Origin of the sequence: uncultured Enterovirga sp. (assembly GCF_964242715.1) — a bacterium.
Classification (GTDB): Bacteria; Pseudomonadota; Alphaproteobacteria; order Rhizobiales; family Beijerinckiaceae; genus Enterovirga.
This window is the reverse complement of the sequence record NZ_CAXTAZ010000058.1, coordinates 1-24,473: the sequence shown is the minus strand read 5'-3', so window position 1 is coordinate 24,473 and position 24,473 is coordinate 1. Positions and strand designations below refer to the sequence as shown.

24 protein-coding genes are annotated in these 24,473 nt (G+C 68.1%); 11 read left to right on the top strand and 13 right to left on the bottom strand.

Annotated elements, in window-relative coordinates; genetic code table 11:
• Position 1 precedes the first annotated feature (1 nt).
• A complete protein-coding gene (locus ACFE87_RS21330) occupies positions 2 to 946 on the top strand; it encodes an amidohydrolase family protein (protein ID WP_375461678.1) in 945 nt (314 codons plus the stop codon).
• The gene (locus ACFE87_RS21325; RefSeq protein ID WP_375461677.1) at positions 943 to 1,806 is read left to right on the top strand and encodes an NAD(P)-dependent oxidoreductase; all 864 of its coding nucleotides are present in this window, start codon (positions 943 to 945) and stop codon (positions 1,804 to 1,806) included. Before ACFE87_RS21330 ends, ACFE87_RS21325 begins: the two co-directional genes overlap by 4 nt.
• Positions 1,807 to 1,875: 69 nt before the next feature.
• On the opposite strand, the gene ACFE87_RS21320 is transcribed toward ACFE87_RS21325, so the two are convergent.
• The 4 genes from ACFE87_RS21320 to ACFE87_RS21305 all read right to left on the bottom strand — a co-directional run bounded on the left by ACFE87_RS21320 (position 1,876) and on the right by ACFE87_RS21305 (position 7,016).
• Positions 1,876 to 2,775 carry an NAD(P)-dependent oxidoreductase gene (locus ACFE87_RS21320; protein ID WP_375461676.1) on the bottom strand — a complete coding sequence of 300 codons (900 nt, stop codon included), beginning with the start codon at positions 2,773 to 2,775 and terminating at the stop codon, positions 1,876 to 1,878.
• A 51-nt stretch (positions 2,776 to 2,826) separates the two neighbouring features.
• Positions 2,827 to 4,128 (bottom strand): ABC transporter substrate-binding protein, encoded by a 1,302-nt coding sequence (locus ACFE87_RS21315; RefSeq protein ID WP_375461675.1) that lies wholly within the window; start codon positions 4,126 to 4,128, stop codon positions 2,827 to 2,829.
• 430 nt (positions 4,129 to 4,558) lie between these two features.
• Positions 4,559 to 5,710 (bottom strand): UDP-galactopyranose mutase, encoded by a 1,152-nt coding sequence (glf, locus tag ACFE87_RS21310; RefSeq protein ID WP_375461674.1) that lies wholly within the window; start codon positions 5,708 to 5,710, stop codon positions 4,559 to 4,561.
• A 7-nt stretch (positions 5,711 to 5,717) separates the two neighbouring features.
• Positions 5,718 to 7,016: a glycosyltransferase family 1 protein gene (locus ACFE87_RS21305; protein WP_375461673.1), complete on the bottom strand. Its 1,299-nt coding sequence runs from the start codon at positions 7,014 to 7,016 to the stop codon at positions 5,718 to 5,720.
• A 498-nt stretch (positions 7,017 to 7,514) separates the two neighbouring features.
• Between ACFE87_RS21305 and ACFE87_RS21300 the strand changes: the two genes are divergently transcribed.
• Positions 7,515 to 8,309, top strand: a complete 795-nt coding sequence (locus tag ACFE87_RS21300) for a DUF2243 domain-containing protein (protein ID WP_375461672.1) — start codon at positions 7,515 to 7,517, stop codon at positions 8,307 to 8,309.
• 30 nt (positions 8,310 to 8,339) lie between these two features.
• On the opposite strand, the gene ACFE87_RS21295 is transcribed toward ACFE87_RS21300, so the two are convergent.
• From ACFE87_RS21295 to serA, 3 genes are all read right to left on the bottom strand, one after another.
• Complete coding sequence (locus ACFE87_RS21295) at positions 8,340 to 8,714, bottom strand: hypothetical protein (RefSeq protein WP_375461671.1); 375 nt, start codon at positions 8,712 to 8,714, stop codon at positions 8,340 to 8,342.
• Positions 8,715 to 8,759: 45 nt separating this feature from the next.
• The gene (locus ACFE87_RS21290; protein ID WP_375461670.1) at positions 8,760 to 8,924 is read right to left on the bottom strand and encodes a hypothetical protein; all 165 of its coding nucleotides are present in this window, start codon (positions 8,922 to 8,924) and stop codon (positions 8,760 to 8,762) included.
• Between the two features lie 181 nt (positions 8,925 to 9,105).
• On the bottom strand, positions 9,106 to 10,359 hold the full coding sequence (serA, locus tag ACFE87_RS21285; protein WP_375461669.1) for a phosphoglycerate dehydrogenase: 1,254 nt from the start codon (positions 10,357 to 10,359) through the stop codon (positions 9,106 to 9,108).
• Between the two features lie 126 nt (positions 10,360 to 10,485).
• Between serA and ACFE87_RS21280 the strand changes: the two genes are divergently transcribed.
• Both ACFE87_RS21280 and ACFE87_RS21275 read left to right on the top strand, forming a co-directional pair.
• Positions 10,486 to 10,842, top strand: a complete 357-nt coding sequence (locus tag ACFE87_RS21280) for a DUF6152 family protein (protein ID WP_375461668.1) — start codon at positions 10,486 to 10,488, stop codon at positions 10,840 to 10,842.
• Positions 10,843 to 10,846: 4 nt separating this feature from the next.
• Positions 10,847 to 11,314 carry a hypothetical protein gene (locus tag ACFE87_RS21275; protein ID WP_375461667.1) on the top strand — a complete coding sequence of 156 codons (468 nt, stop codon included), beginning with the start codon at positions 10,847 to 10,849 and terminating at the stop codon, positions 11,312 to 11,314.
• Positions 11,315 to 11,339: 25 nt separating this feature from the next.
• Here the strand turns inward: ACFE87_RS21275 and ACFE87_RS21270 are convergent, their stop codons facing one another.
• From ACFE87_RS21270 to pncB, 3 genes are read right to left on the bottom strand one after another with little or no spacing between them, the layout of a single operon-like run.
• Entirely contained in the window at positions 11,340 to 12,104 is a 765-nt protein-coding gene (locus ACFE87_RS21270; RefSeq protein ID WP_375461666.1) for a LamB/YcsF family protein, read from the bottom strand.
• 25 nt (positions 12,105 to 12,129) lie between these two features.
• Positions 12,130 to 12,495: a hypothetical protein gene (locus tag ACFE87_RS21265; RefSeq protein ID WP_375461665.1), complete on the bottom strand. Its 366-nt coding sequence runs from the start codon at positions 12,493 to 12,495 to the stop codon at positions 12,130 to 12,132.
• 38 nt (positions 12,496 to 12,533) lie between these two features.
• The gene (gene pncB, locus ACFE87_RS21260; protein WP_375461664.1) at positions 12,534 to 13,826 is read right to left on the bottom strand and encodes a nicotinate phosphoribosyltransferase; all 1,293 of its coding nucleotides are present in this window, start codon (positions 13,824 to 13,826) and stop codon (positions 12,534 to 12,536) included.
• A gap of 178 nt (positions 13,827 to 14,004) precedes the next feature.
• Between pncB and ACFE87_RS21255 the strand changes: the two genes are divergently transcribed.
• On the top strand, positions 14,005 to 14,316 hold the full coding sequence (locus ACFE87_RS21255; RefSeq protein ID WP_375461663.1) for a hypothetical protein: 312 nt from the start codon (positions 14,005 to 14,007) through the stop codon (positions 14,314 to 14,316).
• A gap of 16 nt (positions 14,317 to 14,332) precedes the next feature.
• Here the strand turns inward: ACFE87_RS21255 and ACFE87_RS21250 are convergent, their stop codons facing one another.
• Positions 14,333 to 14,842 carry a pyridoxamine 5'-phosphate oxidase family protein gene (locus ACFE87_RS21250; protein WP_375461662.1) on the bottom strand — a complete coding sequence of 170 codons (510 nt, stop codon included), beginning with the start codon at positions 14,840 to 14,842 and terminating at the stop codon, positions 14,333 to 14,335.
• Positions 14,843 to 15,033: 191 nt separating this feature from the next.
• Here ACFE87_RS21250 and ACFE87_RS21245 point away from each other — a divergent pair, with 191 nt between their 5' ends.
• Together ACFE87_RS21245 and chrA are read left to right on the top strand one after the other, a co-directional pair.
• Positions 15,034 to 16,155 (top strand): Mrp/NBP35 family ATP-binding protein, encoded by a 1,122-nt coding sequence (locus ACFE87_RS21245; RefSeq protein ID WP_375461661.1) that lies wholly within the window; start codon positions 15,034 to 15,036, stop codon positions 16,153 to 16,155.
• A 15-nt stretch (positions 16,156 to 16,170) separates the two neighbouring features.
• Positions 16,171 to 17,541, top strand: a complete 1,371-nt coding sequence (gene chrA, locus ACFE87_RS21240) for a chromate efflux transporter (RefSeq protein ID WP_375461660.1) — start codon at positions 16,171 to 16,173, stop codon at positions 17,539 to 17,541.
• A 22-nt stretch (positions 17,542 to 17,563) separates the two neighbouring features.
• On the opposite strand, the gene ppdK is transcribed toward chrA, so the two are convergent.
• Positions 17,564 to 20,242, bottom strand: coding sequence for a pyruvate, phosphate dikinase (gene ppdK / locus ACFE87_RS21235; RefSeq protein ID WP_375461659.1), 2,679 nt, complete (start codon positions 20,240 to 20,242; stop codon positions 17,564 to 17,566).
• 263 nt (positions 20,243 to 20,505) lie between these two features.
• Here ppdK and ACFE87_RS21230 point away from each other — a divergent pair, with 263 nt between their 5' ends.
• Positions 20,506 to 21,120 carry a hypothetical protein gene (locus tag ACFE87_RS21230; protein WP_375461658.1) on the top strand — a complete coding sequence of 205 codons (615 nt, stop codon included), beginning with the start codon at positions 20,506 to 20,508 and terminating at the stop codon, positions 21,118 to 21,120.
• Between the two features lie 81 nt (positions 21,121 to 21,201).
• On the opposite strand, the gene ACFE87_RS21225 is transcribed toward ACFE87_RS21230, so the two are convergent.
• Positions 21,202 to 23,544 carry a penicillin acylase family protein gene (locus tag ACFE87_RS21225; protein ID WP_375461657.1) on the bottom strand — a complete coding sequence of 781 codons (2,343 nt, stop codon included), beginning with the start codon at positions 23,542 to 23,544 and terminating at the stop codon, positions 21,202 to 21,204.
• 74 nt (positions 23,545 to 23,618) lie between these two features.
• On the opposite strand from ACFE87_RS21225, the gene ACFE87_RS21220 reads away from it, so the two are divergent.
• On the top strand, positions 23,619 to 23,798 hold the full coding sequence (locus tag ACFE87_RS21220) for a hypothetical protein (protein WP_375461656.1): 180 nt from the start codon (positions 23,619 to 23,621) through the stop codon (positions 23,796 to 23,798).
• A gap of 173 nt (positions 23,799 to 23,971) precedes the next feature.
• The coding region (locus ACFE87_RS21215) for an ABC transporter substrate-binding protein (protein WP_375461655.1) at positions 23,972 to 24,473 on the top strand (502 nt) is incomplete at its 3' end.

The window sequence follows — 24,473 nt, the reverse complement described above, 5'->3', positions numbered from 1 at the left end:
GATGCCGCCATCGAGCGACGGGCCGAGGCTTGCGCTGCGAATCCTCGACCCGCATCAGCATTTCTGGGACCTCGACCGCAACTACCATCCCTGGCTGTGCGACCCGGAGCCGATCCCGTTCCGCTACGGCGATTACAGTCCGCTCCGCCGAACCTACATGCCGGAGGATTACCGCCGCGACGCGGCCGGCTTCGAGATCGTCGGCACGGTCCATTGCGAGGCCGAGTGGAATCCGGCCGACCCGGTCGGGGAGACGCGCTGGCTCGAGGAGGTCTCGCACTCGCACGGCCTGCCCTCGGCCTGCATCGCGCAAGCCTGGCTCGACCGGGCCGATGCGGCCGAAACGCTGGCGGCGCAGGCGGCCTCGCCGCTCGTTCGCGGGATCCGGCATAAGCCCCGCTCAGCTTCCTCCCCGTCCGACTCCCGGCGCGGCGAGCCGGGCTCGATGGACGACCCCGTCTGGCGGCGCGGCTACGCTATCCTGGCGCAGCATGGCCTCTCCTTCGACCTGCAGACGCCCTGGTGGCATCTCGAGGCCGCGGCCGAACTGGCGCGCGATTTCCCCGCGACGCAGATCATCATCAACCACACCGGGCTTCCCTCCGACCGCTCGGCCGAGGGCCTGGCCGCTTGGCGAAGTGGTCTGGAGCGCGTTGCCGATCACCCGAACGTGGCGCTGAAGATTTCGGGCCTGGGTCGCCTCGGCCTGCCCTGGACCGTCGAGGCGAACGGCCCCGTCATCCGCGACGCGATCGCGATCTTCGGTGTCGAGCGCTGCATGTTCGCCAGCAATTTCCCCGTCGACCGGCTCTGCGGCTCGTTCGGCGAGATCTTCGGCGGCTTCGCGGCCGCGACAGCGGACCGGACCGAGGCGGACCGGACCCGGCTGTTCCACGATAACGCCGTTCGTATCTACCGGCTTCTCTCGAAAGGCATCTCCGCATGACCATCGGCTTCATCGGCCTCGGCCTCATGGGTGCAGGTTTCACCAAACGCCTGGTCGCGACCGGCCATCGCGTCCTCGGCTACGATGCCGACCCCGCCAAGATCCAGGAGGCTGCCGCCTGGAAGGTCGAGCCCGCCTCGTCGCCGGTCGAAATCGCGGCAACGGCGACCACGATCCTCATCTGCGTCACGACCTCCCAGGCCGTGCGGGACGTCGCGTCGGCGCTCGTCGCAGCCGGCGGGCTCTCGGGCAAGACCGTGATCGACGTCTCGACGACCGAAATGGGCATCACGAAGGAGATCGCCGCCGCGTTCGAGGGCGCGGGCGCAGCCTTCCTGGACGCCCCCGTGTCCGGCGGCCCGCCGGCGGCGGAAGCCGGGACGCTCGCCATCATGGCGGGCGGAAGCGAGGCCGCGTTCGAGGCGGCCCGGAAGGTGCTCGACCATCTCGGACTTGCCTCCCACATGGGCGGCACTGGTGCCGGACAGGCGACGAAGCTCGTGAACCAGGCGCTTTGCCTGACGAACTACGTCATCGTGGCTGAAGGGCTGCGCCTCGCGGAAGCCTACGGCGTCGATGCGTCCCGCATCCCGGCCGCCCTCGCGCCCGGCCTCGGCAACTCCGCCGTCCTCCAGGCCATTTTCCCCCGCATGGTCGCCAAGGATTACGCGCCACGCGGCTATGCCAGGCAGGTGCTGAAGGACCTTGAACTCGTCCATGAGGCGACACGGGCCCAGCACCTGCCCATGCCGATGCTGTCACAGGCCTTGATGCTATTTCGCATGATGGTGTCGCAGGGAAAGAGCGAACTCGACGGCGCTGGGATCGTGACGCTCTTGCCGGAGGTGGAAGGGCATTGATCGGCCGGCCAGGGTGCGTGCTTCGAGGCTCGCCTTCGGCCCGCACGAAGGACGCACGACCTGAGCCGCCTACCCGACCCGGCTCGTCTCGCTGTCCTGATTGCTCAACCGGTCGTAGACGCGGAACAGGGCCTGGTTCCCGTTGCCCCCTTCGCCATGCGCGCGCGCCTCGAGATAGAGACTGGTTGCGAGCGCCGTGCCGGGTAGCGGGACGCCGAGCTCGAAGGCGAGTTCGCCGGCCAGGCGCAGGTCCTTCAGCTTGAGGTCGATCCGGAAGCCGGCCGAGGCATCCTTGGCCAGCATCAGCGGGCCCAAATTCTGCAGCATCCAGGACGAAGCGGCGCCGCCAAGCAGCACCTCGCGGAGCTTATCGAGGTCGAGCCCGGCGGCCCGCCCGAGGGCCAGAGCCTCGCAGATGGCCTGGATGTTCATGGCGCAGACGAGCTGGTTGCACGCCTTCACGGTCTGTCCGGCGCCGACCTCGCCGACATGGACCAGGGTCGAGCCCATCACCTCGAGGATCGGCCTCGCCCGCCCGACACCCTCCTCCGGGCCGCCGATCATGATCGAGAGCTTGGCGGATTTCGCACCGGACGGCCCGCCGCTGACCGGGGCGTCGATCATGACGATGTCGGCACCTGCGAGCTCCGCCGCCATGCGCCGGGTCGCGGTCGGCGAGATCGTGCTCATGTCGACGAAGAGCCGACCGGGCGGCGGATGGTGTAGAAGGCCGCCCGGACCGAGGACGATCTCCTCGACCTGAGGGGTGTCCGGCAGCATGGCGATGACCAACTCGGCCCCGTCCGCAGCCTCGGCCACGCTCCGGGCCGCGACCGCCCCCTCGGCCGCCAGTTCGTCGACGGCCTCCGCCCGGGCATCGTGGGCCTGGACGCGGTGGCCAGCCCGGACGAGATGCCGGGCCATCTCGCGCCCCATCACGCCAAGCCCGATGAACCCGATCGACGCCATCACTGATCCTGATCGTGCTGCTGACTGGAGGGCTTCGTCGGAGCGGTCCGATCAGGCCCGGTAATGCCGCTGGACCCGCCTCTCGGCCTTCGCGGCGGCGTCTTTCGGCGATGCCGAGCCGGTCACCACTTCGGCGAACATGTCGATGAGGACGAAATCCGCGAAGACGCTGGCCGCGGCCGGGCTCACCGGTGCCGGCCAGGCGACCGATTTGCCGCGCTCCGGGGCGTCCCTGAACCTGGCGATCTTCGGATCCTTGTCCCAGACAGGATGGTTGGCATAGCCCCGCAGGGCCTGGCTGATATACCCGGCCGAGCCTTCCAGCAGGCGATCGTATTGCTGCTTTTCCATCATGAAGGCCAGGAAGGCCTTCGAGGCATTCGGATATTTCGTGAAGGAGAACACCATCAGCGGGTAGACGAGATGGAATTCGGCCGGCACCCCGGTCGGTCCCACCGGCCAAGGCGCATGGTCGATGTCGTCGGCGATCGCGAGCTTGTCGTTCCTGGCCTTGCCGTAGATCGAGACCGAGTTGTTCGTGAGCGAGATGTTGCCGCCCAGGAAGGATTGGTTGTTGGTCGCGTCGTTCCAGCCGGCGGTGCCGTCGATGAAGGTTGGGAACAAGGCTCGGGCGTAATCGAGCGCCCGCACGGTCTCGGGAGAGTTGATCGCGACCTTGCCGTTCTCGTCGGCGACCTTGCCGCCATGGCTCCACAGGAGCCAGTTGCAGAAGGCGTTGCCGTCGCTCGGCGCCTTGCCGAAGGCGAAGCCGGCCGGGTGGCCGCTCGCCTTCAGCTGCTGGCAGAGTTTCAGGAAGCCGTCCATATCCTTCGGGAACGTGTCAAACCCCGCCGCCTTGACGTGGGAGGTCCGGAACACCGGAAGGACGCCGATGACGACGTTCGGGATCGCGATCCAGCGGCCCTGGTGCTTCCCGTATTGCTCGACCAGCGGATACCACCCGCCGTATTTCTTGCCGGCGTAGTCGGCGACGTCGGACACGTCGAGGCATTTGTCGGGGACCAGGAACGGCGTCGTGTGGATGGCCCAGACCACGTCCGGGCCTGACCCGCTATTGGCCGACACCGCCACTTTCGGCTGGATATCGTCCTGCCACTCGCTCGTGATCGAGACCTCGACCCCGGTCGCCTTGGTGAAGGCCGCGATATTGTCCCGCGTCGCCTTGTCTTCCGCGTCGAGAAACTTGCCCCATCTCAGGAAATTCAGTTTCGCGCCGGCTTCCGGCTTGAATGGCTGTTCCTGGGCCCATGCAGCCGACCAGTCGGACATGGGCGTCGCGATGGTTCCGGCCGCAGCCGCGCCCCAGAGAAGGCTCCGCCGATCGATGCCCATGCGATCCTCCCGAAACTTTGTTCGTTAGCTGGAACCTGAGGGATTTGCGGAAGGCAAGCAATAGCCTTCTCGAGCCGTGCCCAAGCCTACACCGGAAGCGACGCAGCATGGCCGGGCAGCCCCTAGTCTACGTGCTTCTGTCTACCGGCGCCTTTCTAGAATGGTACTCGGCCGCCTGAAGCGGAACCTCCTGGACCGCGCACCAGCGCTCGCCGCGATCGCTCGAGCGCGCTGGCGAGAGGCGGAAGCAAGGACCCCCTTCCGCTCGTGAGTGCGACCGGGCCGGATGTCACGGGCGCAGCGGCCTCGTCCCGCACAGGCCCGGGCAGAGATATGTCCGACGGGTTACTCGTCTCCGCCCCGGCCGACGATGCATGGATCGCGCCCCATACCACATGGCCGACCAAGCTACGCTACGCTCGCGACTGACTCAGGACGCGAGGGCGTTCGCTCCCAGCGATCGCACCTCACGGGTATCGGCGTCCGCCGGAAGCGCCTCCGATATCCGCCGGAACGTGGCGAGGGCCTGACCGACGACCTGATCCATATTGTAGTACCGGTAGGTCGCGAGCCGACCGACGAACCAGACGTCGGAGGTCGCATTCGCGAGCTTCTCGTATTTCTTGAACAGCTCTTCGTTTTCCGGGCGCGGCACCGGATAATAGGGGTCGCCATCTGCCGCTGGATATTCGTAGGTCAGGCTCGTCTTCGGGTGGACCTGCCCAGTAAGGTATTTGTATTCGGTGACGCGGGTGTAATCCTGGGTCTGTGGATAATTGACGACGGCCACCGGCTGGTGCTGCTCGGTGTCCAGCGTCACATGATCGAAGCGCAGCGAACGATAAGGCAGTCGCCCGAAACGGTGGCCGAAGAACTCGTCGATCGGTCCGGTGAAGATCGTGCGGCGATGAGGGATCAGGTCACGGACGTCGCGGTAATCCGTCTGGAGCATCACATTGATGTTGGGACTGCTCAGCATCGACTCGAACATCCGAGTGTAGCCGTGTTTCGGCATGACCTGGAACTCGTCACCGAAATAGCGGTCGTCACGGTTGGTGCGTGTCGGCACCCTCGCGGTGACAGACTTGTCGAGTTCCGACGGGTCCACGCCCCATTGCTTCCGCGTATAACCACGAAAGAATTTCTCATAGAGCTCCCGGCCGACCTTCGAGACGACCACGTCCTCCGACGTCCGGATCTGTTCGACCCTCTCGGCCCGCTCGGCGAACCAAGCCTCCAACTCCTCAGACTCGAGATCGAGTCCATAGAGCCGATTGACGGTGTCGAGATTGATCGGGATCGGCACCTGCTGCCCGTCCACCTCGGCCAGGACCCGATGCTCGTAGGGCCGCCATTCCGTGAAGCGGGAGAGGTAGTCCAGGATCGGCTTCGCATTCGTGTGGAAGATGTGCGGGCCATATTGATGAATCAGCAGACCCGCATCGTCATAACGATCGTAGGCGTTGCCGCCGATATGGTTGCGCCGGTCGATCACCAGCACCCGATCGCCGCGCTCGTTGGCGAGACGTTCGGCCAGGACGCTACCGGCGAAGCCGGCGCCGACGATCAACCAATCATACATCTTGGACCTACTCGGCTGCGACGGAGAGCATGGAACTCGCCGGGAGACGGGACGGAGAGACACGAAGCTCTGCCCCGACGAGCCGATGCATCGCGTCCCACGTCGCGTCCCAGGAATTGCCGGCGAGGTGTCGGTCGACCTTCGCAACCCATGCAGGTCGCGGCCTGTTCATCAAGGCCTCGGCGGCTGCTACGACCTCCTCCGCGGTTCCGGCGATCTCGACCAGCCCCTTCTCGCCATACGGCCGTACCACATCCGCGATGGGCGTGGACACGACCGGCACGCCCGCTGCCAGAAATTCCGGCGTCTTCGTGGGGCTGATGAAGCGCGTCGCTTCGTTGAGGGCGAAGGGCATCAGCCCCACGTCCCAGCCCGCGAGATAGGAGGGCAGATCCGAATAGGGCTTCGACCCGAGCCAATGGATGTTGTCCCGCCGGGGCAGCGTTGCCGGGTCGATCTTCGCCACCGGCCCGATCATGACGAGCTGCCAGTCCGGCCGGGCCCGGGCGATCCCGTCCACGAGACCGAGGTCAAGGCGCTCATCGATGACCCCGAAAAAGCCGAGGCGCGGTCCCCGGATCCCAGCCTGGTCGGACGGCTCCGCCTTCGTCCAGGTTCGGGCTGCCGCGAAATGCGCGAATTCGATGCTGGACGGAAACGCATGCACGCTGGGGTGCCGATCACGCTTGGCCTCGTAGAGGCTCACCCCTCCCGTGAACACGAGGTCAGCACGAACGAGCAGCGCAGCCTCGTTCTCGATCATCTCCGGCGATGCACCGCGGAAGGCCGACAGCTCATCCATGTTGTCGTAGATCACGATGTCGGCATGGAGATGCCGGGAGAAGCTCATCGCCATCGGCGTGTAGTACCAAAGCGCCAGTTTTGACGTCGCCGTGCGGGCAAGCTCGTCGACCATGCGGCGCTGGGTGGCTACGACCTCCTTCGCCGACATCCCTTCCGGCAGAACCGGAACGGCGACCTGGATCCCGTTGCGAGCCAACAATTCCAGTTTCGCGGAGATGCCCGCTTTGAAAATCGGCTCCTCGAAAAAGATGACGCGGAAATGACGAGCGGCGCGGGTCAGCAGATGCTGCGGTCGCTGCCAGACGAAATCCCAGCGCAGATGCGACAAGCATAACAAAAGGGGACGCTGATCGCCTCGGGTGTCGCGCTCAGAATAATCCTGGTGACCTGAGAGCTTGTCGAGCAGCATGGAGGACGCATGACTCACCGTTTGCTGCATCTGTTCAAACCCGCCATTCGAGATCAGGGCCCGGTCCGCCGGAGGCGAGGACAGGGGAGACATCAGCTTAACGCATAAAGGCCCCAGAGTTTCGGTCCGCGGCGAGAGAAATTCGTCATCGTACCCGATCGGACTGATTCAGTTCGGCCCGAGCCGGCTCGCTCCGAGCCGTGAGCCCGGCGTTAGGAATGTGCCGAAGCAAGGCCCACGCCCAGTCGCCACGGCCCTCCGAGGACGGTAGCACATGACGCACATTGTTCTCCTGGGACGTTTCATTCTCCTGCCGCGGCGCATGGGGGGCGTCTCCGCACCAATGCGCGAGACCCCGAACCGGCCCGGATTGTTTTTGCAAGACCGCGCGGGAGGCCGACCTCAGGCGGGGTCACCACCCCGAAGCGCGGCAACACGGACCGCAGCAGTCCGAAGTTTCCGTATCGAAGCCTCGTAGGAGCCGGCCCAAACTATGTTGTGGGCCGGCTCACAAGCCCGGGCCAAGGCTGGCGCGGATAGGGGCGAGGCCAAGCCACGATGGGTCGACCTCACGCGCCTGAGGAGCCGGTGATGGCCACAAACGACACGTCTCGCGCGGCGGGCCCGAGCCCCACGGTCGCGGCCGGCGTGCTCGGCTTCGCGCTCGGCGGCTTCATCGACGGCATCCTGCTCCACCAAGTCCTGCAATGGCATCACCTGCTCAGCCTCGTCGGGGGCGAGGGATTGCGGGACATTCGCGTGCAGATCTTGGCGGACGGGCTCTTCCACGTGCTGATGTATGTGATCGCGCTCGGCGGGCTGTGGCTCCTGTGGCGCTCGCGCGACAGGATCACGGGACGGCGGGACGACCTCCGCATCGTCGGCTCGGCTTTTCTCGGCTTCGGCGTCTGGCAGGTCGTGGACGTCGTCGGTTTCCATTGGGTCATGGGCATCCACCGCATCCGCGTAGACGTGCCGAACCCGCTCTTCTGGGATATCGCTTGGCTCGTGGTGTTCGCCGTCCCGAGCCTCGCGGCAGCCTGGTGGCTGATGCGGAAGACGGGCCATGACGGCCCGTCCGGACCGGGCCTTCGGCGCGCCCCCGCTGCCCTCGCCGCCCTGGTTGTCGTGGCGGGGCCCGTTGCGATCCTGCCCCCGCCCGGGGTCAGCACCGCGATGGTGGTCTTCCGATCCGGCATCGATGCTCCGGCAGCCTTCGCGGCCGTGGCCGCCGTCGACGGACGGGTCTTGTGGTCGAGCCGGAACGGTGACGTGCTGGCCGTGGATCTCGGCGGTCGGAGCCCGGCCGCGCTCTATGCCAACGGGGCTCTCCTCGTCAGCAGCTCGAGCCTCGTCGCCGGCTGCCTCGCCTGGTCGCGGGTCTAGCTCGCTCGGCGGTCTCGGGAAGCGCTGGCGCTACCAGGACCGACCCCAGACGATCCCGCCGGCCATCACGCACCCGATCACCACGGCGACCCCCACGAAGGCGACGACGACATGATCGGCCTGCCGGTGCGCGTAGGCGGCACGCGCGGCTCCGCTCGCCCATCGCTTCGCACCTTCGAGATGCCGAGCCAATCGGACCCGATGAGGCTCGGCAGGCGTGCCGGCCGCCTCGTCGTCCGTACCGAGCGGCGACAGCCCGGGGTCGAAGACCTCGGTCTTGTCGCCCGTCTTCCCGCTGTCGATGTCCGCCTTCAACTGTGCCGTCGTCGGGGCGGACGTGTCCGGCGGCGTGTCCATGGGCCGGATCGTTTGGGTGGGCGGCATGTCGTTGCGGCGTTCCATCATCTCTCCTTCGGCTCGACCGAGCCCCATTCACGTCACGCAAACGCATCATCGCGCTGCGCCGAGTTCCGATGCTTCGTGCTCGAGGCTGCTGTCGTCGGATGTCGTGGTGGACATCGGCGCGCTCAGGCCGCTCGCGTTCGCCGGGAAGTCACCGAGCGTGGAATCGAAGTTGCGCCGGTTGGCGGCCTGCCTGATGAACTTCGGTTTCAACTCGCGACCCCGACGCCGGTTCGACCGCGATCGACCTTCGTCTGACGACGGAGGCCCTTAGGCCATGGGGGTGGCGTCGGATTGCTGATCGTGACTCTCGGCAAGGGTAACCGACCCGGGCGGCATCGCTGGCTTCGCTGCAAGCCAGCGCGGCCCGCCGCTCGAGGTCAGCACTCGGCGCCTAGCGGCGTTCGTAGATGATCCGAGCCCGGATCGTCTCGTCCAAGGCACGGATCTCGGCCAGGATGGCATCGGCATCGGGTCCGGCCTCGTCCGCCTCGATCACGACGTAGCCGATCTCGTCGTCTGTCTGGTAGTATTGCCCTGCGATGTTGACGCGTCGGCGAGCGAAGACGTCGTTCAGCCGCTGCAGCATGCCGGGCGCGTTTCGCTGCACCTGCATGAAGCGCGTGCCCGAAGGCCGCGGCGGCAGCTGGACCTGAGGGAAGTTCACGGCGCCGACCGTCGAGCCCGTATCCGAATAGTCGATCAGCTTGCGGGCGACCTCGGCCCCGATCCGCTCCTGCGCCTCTTCCGTCGAGCCGCCGATATGCGGCGTGAGGATGACGTTCGGGATCCCCTGGAGCGGCGTCACGAAAGGCTCCGCGTTGGAGGCGGGTTCCGCCGGAAAGACGTCGATCGCGGCCCCGGCGAGATGCCCGCGCCGGAGTGCGGCCGCCAGCGCGTCGAGGTCGACGACGGTGCCGCGCGCATTGTTGATGAGGACGGAGCCGGCCTTCATCGCGGCAAGTTCCGCCGCACCGATCATCCCGGCGGTGGCCGCCGTCTCCGGCACGTGCAGGCTGACCACGTCGCTGGTCGCGAGCAACGTCGCGAGGGTGTCGACTGGCTCGGTATTGCCGTGCCGCAACTTATCGGTGTGGTCGTAGAAGACCACCCGCATGCCCATCGCTTCGGCGAGGTTCGAGAGCTGGGAGCCGATATTGCCGTAGCCCACGATGCCGAGGGTCTTGCCCCGCACCTCGAAACTCCCCTCGGCCGACTTGTCCCACCCGCCGCGATGCGTCGATTCCGAGCGCGAGGGCACGCGCCGGAGCAGCATCACGATCTCGCCGATGACGAGTTCGGCGACGCTCCTCGTGTTCGAGAAGGGCGCATTGAAGACCGGGATGCCCCGCCTTCGCGCGGCCGCGAGATCGACCTGGTTCGTGCCGACCGAGAAACAGCCGAGCGTGATCAGCCGCGGCGCCGCCCCGAACACGGCCTCGTTCATCTGTGTCCGCGACCGGATGCCCAGGATGCGGACGTCCCGGAGCGCGGTCTCGAGCGCGCGCGCGTCCAGCGCCTTCGGCAGACGTTCGAGATTCCGGTAGCCGGCCCCCACCATCATCTCGACGGCTGCGTCGTTGACGCCCTCGAGGAAGAGGACACGGATCTTGTCCTTCGGCAGCGACAGGCGAGGCGGCGCATTCATGGGGCTGGTCCGGAAAGGGGTGCGGGATAGCGGCGCGTCGGACGCGCGTCCAGTTTCGCCCGGTTGAACCCCGACCGGCTTCGGCCGTTTCCCGTCAGGTGCAGACACGCGCCGCCGGAGTTCGCAATGAGATCGTCCTTTATCCTCGGAGCTTTCGCGGCCGGGGCGCTCGTGCTGGGCGGTACCGCCTTGGCGCATCATGGCTGGGGTGAATACGATTCCGGCAAGACGCTGGTCCTGTCCGGCCCGGTCGAGACGGTGTCGCCCGGCAATCCTCACGTCAGCGTGACCCTGAAATTCGAGGGCAAGACCTGGCTCGCCGTGCTCGCCCCGCCGACCCGGATGTCGTCGCGCGGCCTCCCGCCCGAGACGATCAAGGCCGGCTCGGACGTGAAGCTCGAAGGCTATCCGAAGCGGACCGGCGACCCGGAGATGCGGGCCGAGCGCATCACGATGGCCGGGAAGACCATCGAGCTGCGCTGACTCGATGTATCTCGAGGCGCTGGGCTGGCTTCAGGAGTCGCCGCTCGGCGCCTGGGCGCGAAGCGGCGGCTGGGCCTATGCGGCCACGAACAGCCTGCACGTTCTCGGGGCAGCCCTCGTCCTCGGCTCGATCGCCGTCTTCGACGTGCTGGTGCTGAGCCGCCGCGGTGCGGACGCCGTCGGAGCCGCCCGCGCCGCGGTGCCCCTCGCGGCCTTCGGCCTCCTGCTTCAGCTTGGAACGGGGTTCGTGCTGTTGGCGGCGGATGCGCGAGCGACCGGCGTCAACCCGGCCTTCCTGGCGAAAGTTGCCCTGATCGCGCTCGGGCTCCTGAACGTCGCCGCGATCCATCTCAGGTTTGGCGCGGCCTGGCGCGGCGGCTTCCCGGCCCATGACGTGCGCCTCTACGGGCTCGCGTCCCTCGCCATCTGGACCCTGGTTCTCCTGGCGGGCCGCCTGATCGCGTATGTGTGACGGGCGGCAGAGCGCCGCGTCGCCTTCAGCCGCGTCCGAACGGCTTGATCTGCACTCCGTCGGCCTCGAGCACGTCGCGCACCCGCCGGGCCATCGTGACTGCGGTCCCGCCGTCGCCGTGGACGCAGATCGTGTCGATGCGGGCCGGGATACGCTTGCCGCTCGCCGTCGTGATCTCCTGGTCGCGCACCATGGCCAGCACCCGTCGGGCGGCCTCGTCGGAATCGTGCAGGACGGAGCCCGGCTTCTTGCGGCTGACGAGCTGCCCGTCATCCTCGTAGGCGCGGTCGGCGAAGACCTCGGCCGCGGTGGCGAGGCCGAAACGCTCGGCGGCCCGCTCGGAGACCAGCCCCGGCATGGTCACGTAGATGAGCGAGGCGTCGACCGCCTTGATGGCGCGGCCGAGGGCGAGGGCGAAATCCTCCTCGTCGTTGACGAGATTGCCGAGCGCGCCATGCGCCTTCACATGCGTGACCGTGTGACCCGCAAGAGAGGCGCAGGCCTGCATCGCCCCGATCTGGTAGGCGATCATGGTCTCGATCTCGGTCATGGTGTCGCCGCGGATGACGCGCCGGCCGAAGCCCCACAGGTCGTTGAAGCCCGGATGGGCGCCGACCGAGACCCCCTTCTCCTTCGCGAGCCGCGCGGTCTCGACCATGGTGTTCGGGTCGCCGCCGTGAAACCCGCAGGCGACGTTCGCCGAGGTGATGATCTCCATCATGCCGGGGTCGTCGCCGAGGCTCCAGCGCCCGTAGCCCTCCCCCATGTCGCAATTGATATCGACCTGCATGATGATGCCTCCCGCCCGGAGCTCTCTACTTGTTGCTCTGTGCGTCGAAATGCAGGCACGGGTCCAGCACGATCCGGTCCGGCGAGACTGGCCCGTAGGCGCCCGCCACGATGACCCTGTCGCCGACCGCCCGCTCCTCGATATTGTAGGTGATGCAGGCGACCTGCGCGTCGGGAGGGCGGCAGATCACGACGTAGGCGACCGCGTCGTCCTTTCGGGCCGCCACCACCTCGCCCTCGACCTGGATCGTGACGACCACCTCGTCGTCATGGGGCGGGAGCCGGGCCAGCTTCTCCCGGAGATCGGCGCAGGTGGCCCGGACCGAGGGTTCGGGCTGAGCGCGGGCGGGGGTGGGAGTGGCGCAGCTCGCCGCCGCGGCCAGCATGGTCATGGCGGCAGTCCAACCCTGGAGGGCATCGCGACGAAGCCTCACACGAGCACCGGCTGTGCGACCCGACGGCCCGCGTTGAAGGCCCGGATGTAGCGCTCGACCTCGTCGCCGGGGCCCATCGCCTTTGTCGGGTTGTCCGAGAGCTTCACGGTCGGTCGTCCATTGGCGGAGATGACCTTGCAGACGATCGAGATCGGGTCGAGCAGCGCTTCGGGCGCCAGGCCCCGAAAGTCGTTCGTCAGGAGCGTGCCCCAGCCGAAGCCGATCCGCATCCGGCCGTTGAAATGGGCGTGGACGCGCTCGATCGTATCGATGTCGAGCCCGTCGGAGAAGATGGTCAGTTTCTCGCGCGGGTCCTCGCCGCGGGAGCGCCAGAACCGATAGGCCTCCTCCCCGCCTTCGATCGGGTCCTTGGAATCGATCCGGATGCCGGTCCAGGACGAGAGCCATTCGGGCGCATGGGCCAGGAACCGGGTCGTGCCGTAGGTGTCCGGCAGGATGACGAGGAGGTTGCCCTGGTAATCCTCCTGCCAGTCGGCGAGCACCCGGTAGGGCGCCTTCAGCATGTCCTCTTCGGTGTCGGCGAGCGCCGAATAGACCATCGGCAGTTCATGGGCATTCGTGCCGATGGCCTCGACCTCGCGGCGGAGCGCGATGAGGCAGTTCGATGTGCCCAGGAAGGCGCTCTCCAGCCCCTCGTTCATGGCCTGGACGCACCAATCCTGCCACAGGAAGCCGTGCCGGCGCCGGGTGCCGAAATCCGAGATCGACAGGCCCGGCAGCTTCTGCAGCCGCTCGATCTTCTCCCAGACCCGGGACATGCCGCGGGCATAGAGGACCTCGAGCTCGAATTTCGCCATGCCCTTCGTGACGCCGCGCGAGCGCAGCTCGTTCAGGATCGAGAGCGCCGGGATCTCCCACATCGTGGTCTCGATCCAGGGGCCGTGGAAGGTGAGCTCGTATTGGCCGTCGACCTCGTGGAGTTCATATTCCGGGTAGCGGAAGGTCTCGAGCCAGCCGACGAAATCGGCCGAGAACATCTGCCGCTTGCCGTAGAACGTATTGCCGCGAAGCCAGGTCGACTCGCCGCGAGACAGCCGCAGCGTCCGGACGTGGTCGAGCTGCTCGCGCAGCTGTCCCGGATCGATGATCTCGGCGAGGCGCACGCGACGCGTGCGGTTCGCGACCCCGAAGGTGACGTCCACGTTTCTGTGGCGACGATAGATCGTCTGCGCCATCAGGAGCTTGTAGAAATCGGTGTCCAGGACCGAGCGGACGATCGGGTCGATCTTCCAATTATGGTTGTAGACCCGCGTGGCGATGTCGACCATCGCGATACTCACATGCTGCGACGCCCGCGACGGTGCCGGCCAAAGCGACTCTGCCCGATTTTCACGCTGTCGTCACGACTCGCGATCGAGCGACGGAACTGCGCTCCCGGCGCGTGTCGCGACGACGTCGTCCGGAAACGTCGGGTGGCTAACGAAGGGCCAAGGAGGCCATTCGCCCATGACCCGCTCTGACGTCCGCCGCCGCCGCGATCCGTTCGGCGCTCTCGCCGTCCTGGCCGTCGTCGCCGCCGTGATCGGCACCGCGACGCTGGTGACCACCGCCTCCCATCTCGGCCCGACGACGGGCCTCGCCGGGGCCGGCACGTTGGTCCTCGTCTATCAGGTCCCGGCCGTGATCTTCGACTGGCCCCGGATCACGCTCGAGGCCATCATGGATGTCTTCGGCTATATCGGCGACCTGATCTCGTCCCTCTGGAACCGAACGGCCGTCATTCCGGGTTTCGCGCCGCGGACCCGGAATGACGGGTGACAGGGTCTCCGAAGACTCAGGCCTTCAGGCTGACCTTCTTCGTCTCGGCAAGCTCGGTCGGCGATTCCCCGGTCAGGACAGCCTTGGCATAACCGTAGATCTGCAGGACCGTTTGGGACGGGCTGTCCCAATATTCGCCGCCCGACGGGTGAACACGGATCAGCGCGATGTCCGGATCGTCCGGCCCCTTCGGGAACCAGGTCCGAAGTCCCTCGCTCCAGAGTTCCTTGACCTTCGCCTTGTCGGTGACGATCTCGGCTTTCCCGGACACCGAGACGTAATGCTGGTTCGAGGGGTCCGAGTAGGCAAGGTTCACCTGGGAATCGGCCTTCAGCTCGCCGACCTTCGGCGTCTTGGCCCGAGTGAAGAACCACAGGTCGCCCGCCTCGTCCGCCTTGTGGCTGTGCATCGGCCGGCTGTGCAGCGATCCGTCCGGCTCGACCGACGTCATCATGGCGATGCGCACGTCCTTGATCAGCTCGTAGAGCTTCTTCGCACCTTCGTGATGCATGTGGTCGTGGCTCATTCGGGTCTCCTGGCTGGGGGTCGGACCGCGCATCGCTCGTTCGGCTTGCGCAGTCCGCCTTCGGTGTTTGAACGAGCGGACCGGGCTTTGGTTTCCCGATGGCGGCATCGACGCCCGCCCGCTCGCGCGTCTGTGAGCTTAACGGGCGGGCGGCGATGACCTAAGGCATCGGCGAAGCGCGGGAGATTGGTGTGTCGGTTTCAGAGAAGGACGTGCTGCACGCGCTTCGCGAGGTTCGGGTGGGCGGCAAGCCGCTCGCGGAGACGGGCCGGCTCTCGTCGATCGTCATCGACGGGACCGGCCGGGTCTCCTTCTCGCTCGCGATCGAGCCGGCGGAGGCCGCCGCGCTCGAACCCGTGCGGCTTGCGGCCGAGCGGGCCGTGAAGAGCCTGCCCGGGGTCGCCACCGCCCTCGTCAGCCTCACGGCGGACCGTGTCGCCTCGAGCCAAGCGGCCCCGCCCGCGGCCGGACCAGCGGGCCGTGGTCCTGGAGGCCCGCCTCGCGCCCAGACGATCCCGGGCGTCAAACACATCTTCGCGGTGGCGTCCGGAAAAGGCGGCGTGGGCAAGTCGACGCTCGCCTGCAACCTCGCCCTCGCCCTCAAGGCGCAGGGTCTGTCCGTCGGGCTCCTGGACGCGGACATCTATGGCCCTTCCGCACCGCGCCTCTTCGGTCTCGGTGGCCAGAAGCCGCGCGTCATCTCCGGCCGGATCCTCGAGCCGCTCGACGGCTACGGCATCCAGGTGATGTCGATCGGCTTCCTGGTCGAGGAGGAGACCGCCATGATCTGGCGGGGCCCGATGGTGATGTCGGCCATTACCCAGATGCTGCGCGAGGTCGCCTGGTCCGACCTCGACGCCCTCGTCGTCGACATGCCGCCCGGCACCGGCGACGCGCAGCTCACGATGGCCCAGACGGTGCCGCTCGCCGGCGCCGTCATCGTCTCGACCCCGCAGGACCTCGCGCTCATCGATGCAAGGCGCGGCGTCGCCATGTTCCGCAAGGTCGAGGTGCCGATCCTCGGCATCGTCGAGAACATGGCCTCCTTCGCCTGCCCGCAATGCGGCCACGTCTCCCACATCTTCGGCCATGGCGGCGCGCGACGGGAGGCCGAGGCGGCCGGGGTGCCCTTCCTCGGCGAGGTGCCGCTCCACATGGCGATCCGCGAGACCTCCGATTCCGGCCGCCCCGTGGTCGCGACCGACCCGGACGGGCCGCACTCGCGCGCCTATCGGGAGATCGCGGCCCGGGTCTGGGAGCGGATCACCTCGGACACGGCTTCGCGGCCGGCGCCCCGCATCGTCATCGAATAGCCGTCCGGCGCGGCCGTGAGGCCCGGAGAACCCCTCCCCTTCCGCGAAGCCGTCCACGTCTGGGCCCGGATCGCGCTCCTCTCCTTCGGCGGGCCCGCGGGGCAGATCGCCGTGATGCATCGCATCCTGGTGGAGGAGAAGCGCTGGATCGGCGAGAGCCGTTTCCTCCACGCGCTCTCCTTCTGCACGCTCCTGCCGGGGCCGGAGGCGCAGCAGCTCGCGACCTATATCGGCTGGCTGCTGCACGGCACGCGCGGCGGGCTCGTCGCAGGCCTGCTGTTCATCCTGCCGGGCGTCGTCGCCATCATGGCGCTCTCCTGGATCTACGTCCTTCTCGGCAACCTTCCCCTCGTCCAGGGCCTCTTCTTCGGCCTCAAGGCCGCGGTGCTCGCGATCGTGCTGCAGGCGGTCGTCCGGCTCGGCCGGCGGGCGCTCGGAAATGGCTGGCAGCGGGCGCTCGCGGCTTCGGCCTTCCTGGCCCTCTTCCTCTTCGACCTCCCGTTTCCGGTGGTGGTCCTCGTCGCCGGCGCGATCGGATTCCTCGTCGCCCGAAGCGGCTCGGACGCGTTCGGGGCCGGCCAGCACGGCACCGGCAAGGCCGGGGATTTCCGGGACGAGGACAGTCTCCTCGGCGCCGAGATCCCGGCCCACGCCCGAGCGGGAGGCAGGCGAGCCCTCGGGATGGCGCTCGTCTTCGCGGCGCTCTGGCTCGTCCCGGTCGCGGCCTTGGTCCTCGTGCTCGGCCCGGACCATGTGATGAGCCGCATCGGCGTGTTCTTCTCGAAGATGGCCGTCGTCACCTTCGGGGGCGCCTATGCGGTCCTCGCCTATGTTGCCCAGGCTGCGGTCGAGACCTATGGCTGGCTTCGCCCGGGCGAGATGCTGGACGGGCTCGGCATGGCCGAGACCACGCCCGGGCCGCTGATCATGGTGCTCCAGTTCGTGGGCTTCATGGCGGCGTATCGGGATCCCGGCACCCTCGCACCGCTCGCGGCCGCAACCCTCGGCGGGCTGCTGGCGACCTGGGTCACTTTCGCGCCCTGCTTCCTCTGGATCTTCCTAGGCGCGCCCTATGTCGAGATCCTGCGCGGCAAGCGCGCGCTTACCGGCGCGCTGTCCGCCATCACGGCGGCCGTGGTCGGCGTCATCCTGAACCTCGCCATCTGGTTCGCGGTCCACACCGTGTTCGCGGAGGTCCGGCAGGTCGCCTGGGGTCCGATCCGGCTCGACATCCCGGTCCTCGCGAGCGTCAATCTCTGGGCCGTGCTCCTGACGGGAGCCGCATGCCTCGCGACCTTTCGGTTCAAGGCCGGCGTGACGACGACGCTCGCGGGCTGCGCCCTTGCCGGTATGGCGCTCCGTGTCGCGGGCATCATCCAGGCGTGAGGCCCGCGGGCGAGACGGCGGATCAGGCCTGGCTCGCCACCTTCGAGCCGAGCGCCGCCTGGGCCGCCGCGAGCCGGGCGATCGGGACGCGGTAGGGCGAGCAGGACACGTAATCGAGCCCGATCTCGTCGCAGAAGGCGACGGAGGCCGGATCGCCGCCATGCTCGCCGCAGATCCCGACCTTGAGGTCCGGCCGCACCGCCCTCCCCCGCTCCAGGCCCATCTTGACCAACTCGCCAACGCCCTCGCGGTCGATCGTCATGAACGGGTCCGCGGACAGGATACCCTTCTGCGTATAGGGGCCGAGGAAGGTGCCGGCATCGTCTCGCGAGATGCCGAGCACGGTCTGGGTGAGATCGTTCGTGCCGAAGGAGAAGAACTCCGCCGTCTCGGCGATCTCGCCCGCGACCAGCACGGCCCGGGGCAGCTCGATCATCGTGCCGACCTGGTATTCCGGCATCGTGCCGGTCTCCTGGCCGACCGCCTTCGCCATCGCATCGATCCGGTCCTTGACGATGTCGAACTCGGCCCTGGTCATGACGAGCGGCACCATCACCTCGGGCTGCACGGCCGCGCCCGTTGCCTTGGCGGCCTCGATCGAGGCCTCGAAGATAGCCCGGGCCTGCATCTCGGCGATCTCCGGATAGGCGATCGCGAGGCGGCAGCCCCGGAAGCCCAGCATCGGATTATGCTCGTGCAGTTCCGCGGCGCGGCGGCGCAGCTTCTCGACGGGGAGACCGGTCTGGGCCGCGAAATCCTCGATGTCCTGGTCCGAATGCGGCAGGAACTCGTGCAGCGGCGGATCGAGCAGCCGGATGGTCACCGGCAGCCCGCTCATGATCGTGAACAGCTCCACGAAATCCGCGCGCTGGAAGGGCAGCAGCTTGGCCAGGGCCGCCCGGCGCCCCTTCTCGTCATCCGCCAGGATCATCTCGCGCATCGCGACGAGGCGCTCGGCATCGAAAAACATGTGCTCGGTCCGGCAGAGCCCGATACCCTCGGCGCCGAAGGCGCGGGCCGCGCGGGCATCGGTCGGCGTGTCGGCATTGGCCCGGACTTTCATCCGGCGCGCGGCATCCGCCCAGCCCATCAAGGTCGCGAACTCGCCGGAGAGTTCGGGCTCCTGCATCGCGATGGGGCCCTTGAGCACCTGGCCCGAGCCGCCGTCGATCGTGATGATATCGCCGCCCTTCACGGTGACGCCGCCGACCGTGAAGGTGCGGTTCTGGTAGTCCACCCGGATCGTGCCCGCGCCCGAGACGCAGGGCTTGCCCATGCCGCGCGCCACCACCGCCGCATGCGAGGTCATGCCGCCGCGCGTGGTGAGGATGCCCTCCGCCGCGTGCATGCCGTGGATATCCTCGGGCGAGGTCTCGACCCGGACGAGGATGACCTTGCGGTCGGCCTTCTTGGCCGTCTCGGCCTCCTCGGACGAGAACACCACCTCGCCGCAGGCCGCCCCCGGCGAGGCCGGGAGGCCCGTCGCCAGGATCTTGCGGTCGGCCTTCGGGTCGATCGTCGGGTGGAGGAGCTGGTCGAGCGAGCCCGGCTCGACGCGCGCGACGGCCTCCTCCTGGGTGATCACGCCCTCAGCCGCGAGTTCGACCGCGATCCGGAGCGAGGCCTTGCCGGTGCGCTTGCCGCCCCGGGTCTGGAGCATCCAGAGCTTGCCCTCCTCGACCGTGAATTCCATGTCCTGCATGTCGCGGTAATGCCGCTCGAGAATCGTGTAGATCCGGACGAGTTCCCCGTAGGCCTCGGGCATGGCCCGTTCCATCGAGGGCTTGTCGGACCCTGAGGCCCGGGCCGCGACCTCCGTGATGTCCTGCGGCGTGCGGATGCCGGCGACGACGTCCTCGCCCTGCGCGTTGATCAGGTATTCGCCGTAGAGGGCGCGCTCGCCGGTCGACGGATTGCGCGTGAAGGCGACGCCCGTCGCCGAGGTCTCGCCGCGATTGCCGAAGACCATCGCCTGCACGTTGACGGCCGTGCCCCATGAGGCCGGGATGCCGTTCAGCTCGCGGTATTTCTTCGCCCGCGCATTCATCCAGGAGCCGAACACGGCCCCGATCGCGCCCCAGAGCTGCTCGTGCGGATCCTGCGGAAACGGGTGGCCGAGTTCCCGTTCCAGGATTGCCTTGTACCGCCCGACGAGGTCGGCCCAGTCGTCGGCCTCGAGATCGGTGTCGAGCGTGTAGCCGCGCCGGTCCTTGTAGAGGTCGAGCACCTCCTCGAAGTGATGGTGCTCCACGCCGAGCACGACATTCGCGTACATCGTGATGAAGCGGCGATAGCTGTCGAAGGCGAAGCGCCGGTCGCCGGACGCCTTCGCGACCGCCTCGACCGTGACGTCGTTCAGCCCGAGATTGAGGACCGTATCCATCATGCCGGGCATCGAGGCCCGGGCGCCGGAGCGGACCGAGACGAGAAGCGGGTTGTCCGGATCGCCGAAGACCTTGCCGGTAAGCCGGCCGACCTCCGCCAGGGCCTCCTGCACCTGCCCGTCGAGCTCGGGCGGGTAGGTGCGCTCATGATCGTAGAAATAGGTGCAGAGCGCCGTCGTGACGGTGAAGCCGGGCGGAACGGGCAGTCCGAGATTGCACATCTCGGCCAGGTTCGCGCCCTTGCCTCCAAGGAGGTCGCGCATGCCGGATTCGCCCTCGGCCCGGCCGTCGCCGAAGGTATAGACCCACTTCGCCATCTCGCGTCCCGTCTGATCACGTCGCCCGGTGCGCCAAGCGCCCGACGCCTTGGGCGGGATTGTACCAAACGGCGCGGAAACGCAATTGCCGGAAGCTCGGGGTGCGGGGCGTAAAGGTAAATGCGAGAGTTTTAGCGCACGACAACTTCCTGCATTTTACCTTACCGACGGCATTCATTTGCCGATTTCAAGTCGAGAGCGTTTGGTCGCCGTATCCGAGGCTGGTGATCACCGGTCCGGCAACCGAAACGGAGTTTACCACGATGTCGCGTTACCTTCTTGCAGCGGCTGCCCTCGGCCTCAGCGCGCTCCCGGCCGCCGCCGGGGGGTATGGCTGCACCGGCGATTGCTACCGCCAGACCTACGTTCCGCCCTCCTACGGGACAGTCGCCGAGAAGGTGATGGTCCGCGCGCCCCGCACCTACGCGGTCACCACGCCGGCCCGCTACAAGCATGTCCAGGAGACCGTGATGGTCTCGCCCGGCAGCCGGCACTGGTCGGTGACGAGGGATCATTACGGCAACAAGGTCGGCTGCTGGGTGACCACGCCCGCCCGCTACGGCACCGTGACCCGGACCGTGATGGTCGAGGCGCCCCAGGTCGTGCCCTACGCCGAGCCCGCGCAATACGGCTACCGGACGCAGACCGTGATGACGAGCCCGGGCTACAAGACCTGGACCCCGGTCGGAGCCGGCTATGGGCACCAGGGCGGCGGCTACGGCGCGTCCTACGGTGCCTCCTATGGCGGCGGCTACGGATCGGCCGGATACGCACCCCGCCGGGGCCACCACGACGGCTACGGTCACGGCCGTCGCGCGGCCTACAAGTCCGGCCCGTCTTATGGCGGCTCCGCGACGCTCGGCGACGAAGGCTTCTGAGCGCTCGCCACACACGCATCTTGTCGACAGCAGCGACGGCCGGACGTTCCGGCCGTCGCCCCTCCTCTGGCCCAGCCGCTGTCAGGCGGGCCGGAGGTGTATCCGAAGTTCGGCCGCTGCCTCCACGGCCTCGCGCGAGTAGAGCAGAGGCAGGTACTGGCGCGCGGCCCAGGTCGCGGCCAGATCGTCGTAATGCGGTGACCGCGGGTCGCCCGACTGGCCCGGCGTGTTGACGAACCGGCTCTCGTCCCAGGCCCCGACGTCGATCACGGTCCGGAACGAGGCGCCGGCCACGGCCCGGAAGTCGCCCGGCCGGTAGCGGGTGTTCATCACCGTCGAACCCGAGCCGCCCTTGGGCAGAGGCCCGACGTCGCGCCATTCACCGGCCTCAGGACGCCCTGCGGTCAGGGGATGGGCGAAATAGCCGTGATGCAGCCGGCCCCAGGCCCAGCCGGAAGGATCGGGGCCGAGCAGCGCCTCGCAGGCGGCGTAGGCCTCGGCCAACGTCGTGGCGAGAAGCGCATCCCGCTCCTCCGGGCTGGCGAGCCACGTGTACCGGCCGGGCTCTTCCAGCCCCTCCAACAGGGTCTCGTGATCGCCCGGACCGAGCAGGCGGCGGAGGCCTGGATCCGGCGCGGCCCGGGCGAGAAGCGCCGGTTTCAGGTGTCGCGTCCACCAGACCTCGAACAGGGCGGCCGGCGCGCTGTTCTCGGCCAGGGACCCGTCCCAGCCCGCGAAGAGGGCGGCAGCCCTCCCGCCTGCCGATGAGAGCAAGCCGACGACCCGCCGGGCCGGTCCTGACCGGTCGTCGGTCTGAAGCGCCATCGCGGCCTCGAGGCTATGCTGGATGCCGGCCCCGAGGACCTCCGCGATCCGCTGAGCCCGCGCCGGCTCGTGGAACTCGAAGCCGAGCTTCTTCTCCTCGGCCGGGTAGCCCGGCGGGAGGTTCATCTCGTTCGCGCTCGCGACCCAGCCGCGTTCGGGATCGACGCTGGACGGCAGATCGGCCGGGTCCAAAAACCCGTCCCACTCGTAGCGCCCGTCGCCCGGCACGGGCAGGAGGCCGTCCCAGTTCGGCCGCCGCGGCGCCTTGCCGGCGACGAACCAGGCGATGTGGCCGTCCCGGTCGGCATAGACGTGGTTCGAGGCCGGCGCGCCCCAATGCCAAAGCGCCGCCCGGTACTCCTCCGGCGAGGCGGCCGTCATCGCGCCGACGCTCGCGAGATAGGCCGCGCTGCCGGGCTCGGACCAGACCGTCCGGACCGCCACCGCCTGGTTGCGGGCCGGATCGGCGGAGACCACGGGGCCATGGCGGGTGAAGAGGAGGTCGACCTCCTGGTCGGGCGCACCCGCGACCGGGATTCGCTCCCGCACCACCCGCATCGGCTCGAAGTCCTGGCCATAGCGATACTGATGGGGGTCGGCCGGGTCCGTCTCGTAGACGTAGAGGTCTTCCTGATCCGTCGGGAAGATGGTGAGCGAGAAGGCGGCGTGGCCGTTATGGCCGAAGGAGATGCCGGGCAGAGCGGGCTCCCCGGTGCCGATCACGTCGAGGCCGGGCGCGGTCAGGTGCACGACATAGCGCAGCGAGGGCAGCGCGTAGACCCGGTGCGGGTCGCTGGCGAGAATCGGCCGGCCGGTGGCCGAGTGGCTCGCGGCGACCGCCCAGTTGTTCGAGCCATCCTCGCGCGGCGCCGCATAGACCTCGCCGAGGTCGCTGACGCGGCTCCAGCGCCAGGCATCGGCGAGTGTCGCCGCAAGCCGGTCGGGCGAGAAGGTGACGGGCGCGGTCGCGAGCTGGAAAACGTCGAGGATATTCGAGGGAAGAGCCGCAGGGTCGAATCCGTCCGGGATCTCGATCCGGTGCGGCGGATCGATCGACCGCCGGACGAGGTCGGTCGCGAGGTCCGACCGCGCGAGAACCTGCGCCCGCGCCGCCTCCGAAAGGGCGTTGACGACGATCGCGTGGCTCCGGATCCGGACGACGTCCTCGGGCGACCAGCGGGCAGGCTTCGTCCCCGTGCCGGTGAATTCCGGAGGCATGAGACCGGGCCTCTCCGCCAGCTGGTCGATATAGGCGTTGAGACCACCCACGAAGGCTGTGACGACGTCTTGGAGGTCCGAGACCCCGTAGGCGGCCCATTCCGCGGCCATGTCGCCCCGGTACAGGAAGAGGCGCGCGGCCCGGTCCTGCGCCAGGTAGCCCGGGCCGAAATCGGCGGCGAGCAGGCCGAGCCCGCGCTTTCGCCAGATGTCGAGCTGCCAGAGCCGGTCTCGCGCGGCATTGAAACCCTGGACGAAGAAGAGGTCGCGCCGGCTTGCGGCCCGGATATGCGGCACGCCCCAGGGATCCACCAGGATCTCGGCCGGGGCTTCGAGGCCCGCGAGGGCGAAGGCGATCGTCTCGGGCGCTGGTCTCGTCACGACGGATGAACCTTCTTCGGAGCGGCGCCGTGCCGGCTTGCCGCTGCTGCACGGGGCTGCGATCCTGCGCCGGCATGAGCGAACAGAAAGACGATCGCGAGCCGCCCGGCAACGGGGCGATCCTGGGCGTGCTCTTCGCGGTCGCGCTCACGGTCGGGGCGATCTACCTCGTCGAGCGCATGCGCCACTCGGCGTCGCTTTTCGATTGCGCCTTCACCCACGCACCGAAATGCCGTGAGCTGATCCAGGATTGAGGGGTTGCGCCCTCCGTAGCGCGGGCGCTCGATCCGCCATCTGCCCGGATTTTAGGCACACACTGCCCGCTCGCAATCCCGGAAATGCCTCATCGGACAACGCCCGGCGATCCTCGTCCTCCGGACGCCGTGGCACATCGGTTGCGTCGATGGGCGGACCCTCTGGAGATCCCATGTCCACCTTCGACGATCCGTTCGCCGCGACCCGGTCCTTGAGCCGTCGAGGATGCTCCTGCGGGGCGCACGCATCCGAGGCGGAGCACGCGGCGTCGGCCGTGATCGTCGATCGCGACGAGGACCGTTACGGCCGTGTCGTCGAGGGCGCGCTGATGCGGGCGATCTTTCCGCAGGATGCGACCCGCCGCTCCTTCCTGTCCGCCGTCGGCGCCTCGACCGCGCTCGCGGCCCTGTCCCAACTCCTGCCGATCGGGGCGATGACGGAAGCCTTCGCGCAGGGCACAGGCGCGATCGAGAAGAAGGCGCTGAAGGTCGGCTTCATCCCGATCACCTGCGCGACGCCGATCATCATGGCGGCCCCGCTCGGTTTCTATCAGAAACAGGGTCTCGAGGTGGACGTGGTGAAGACGGCCGGATGGGCCGTAATCCGCGACAAGACGCTCAACAAGGAATACGACGCGGCCCACATGCTGGCCCCGATGCCGCTCGCGATCTCGC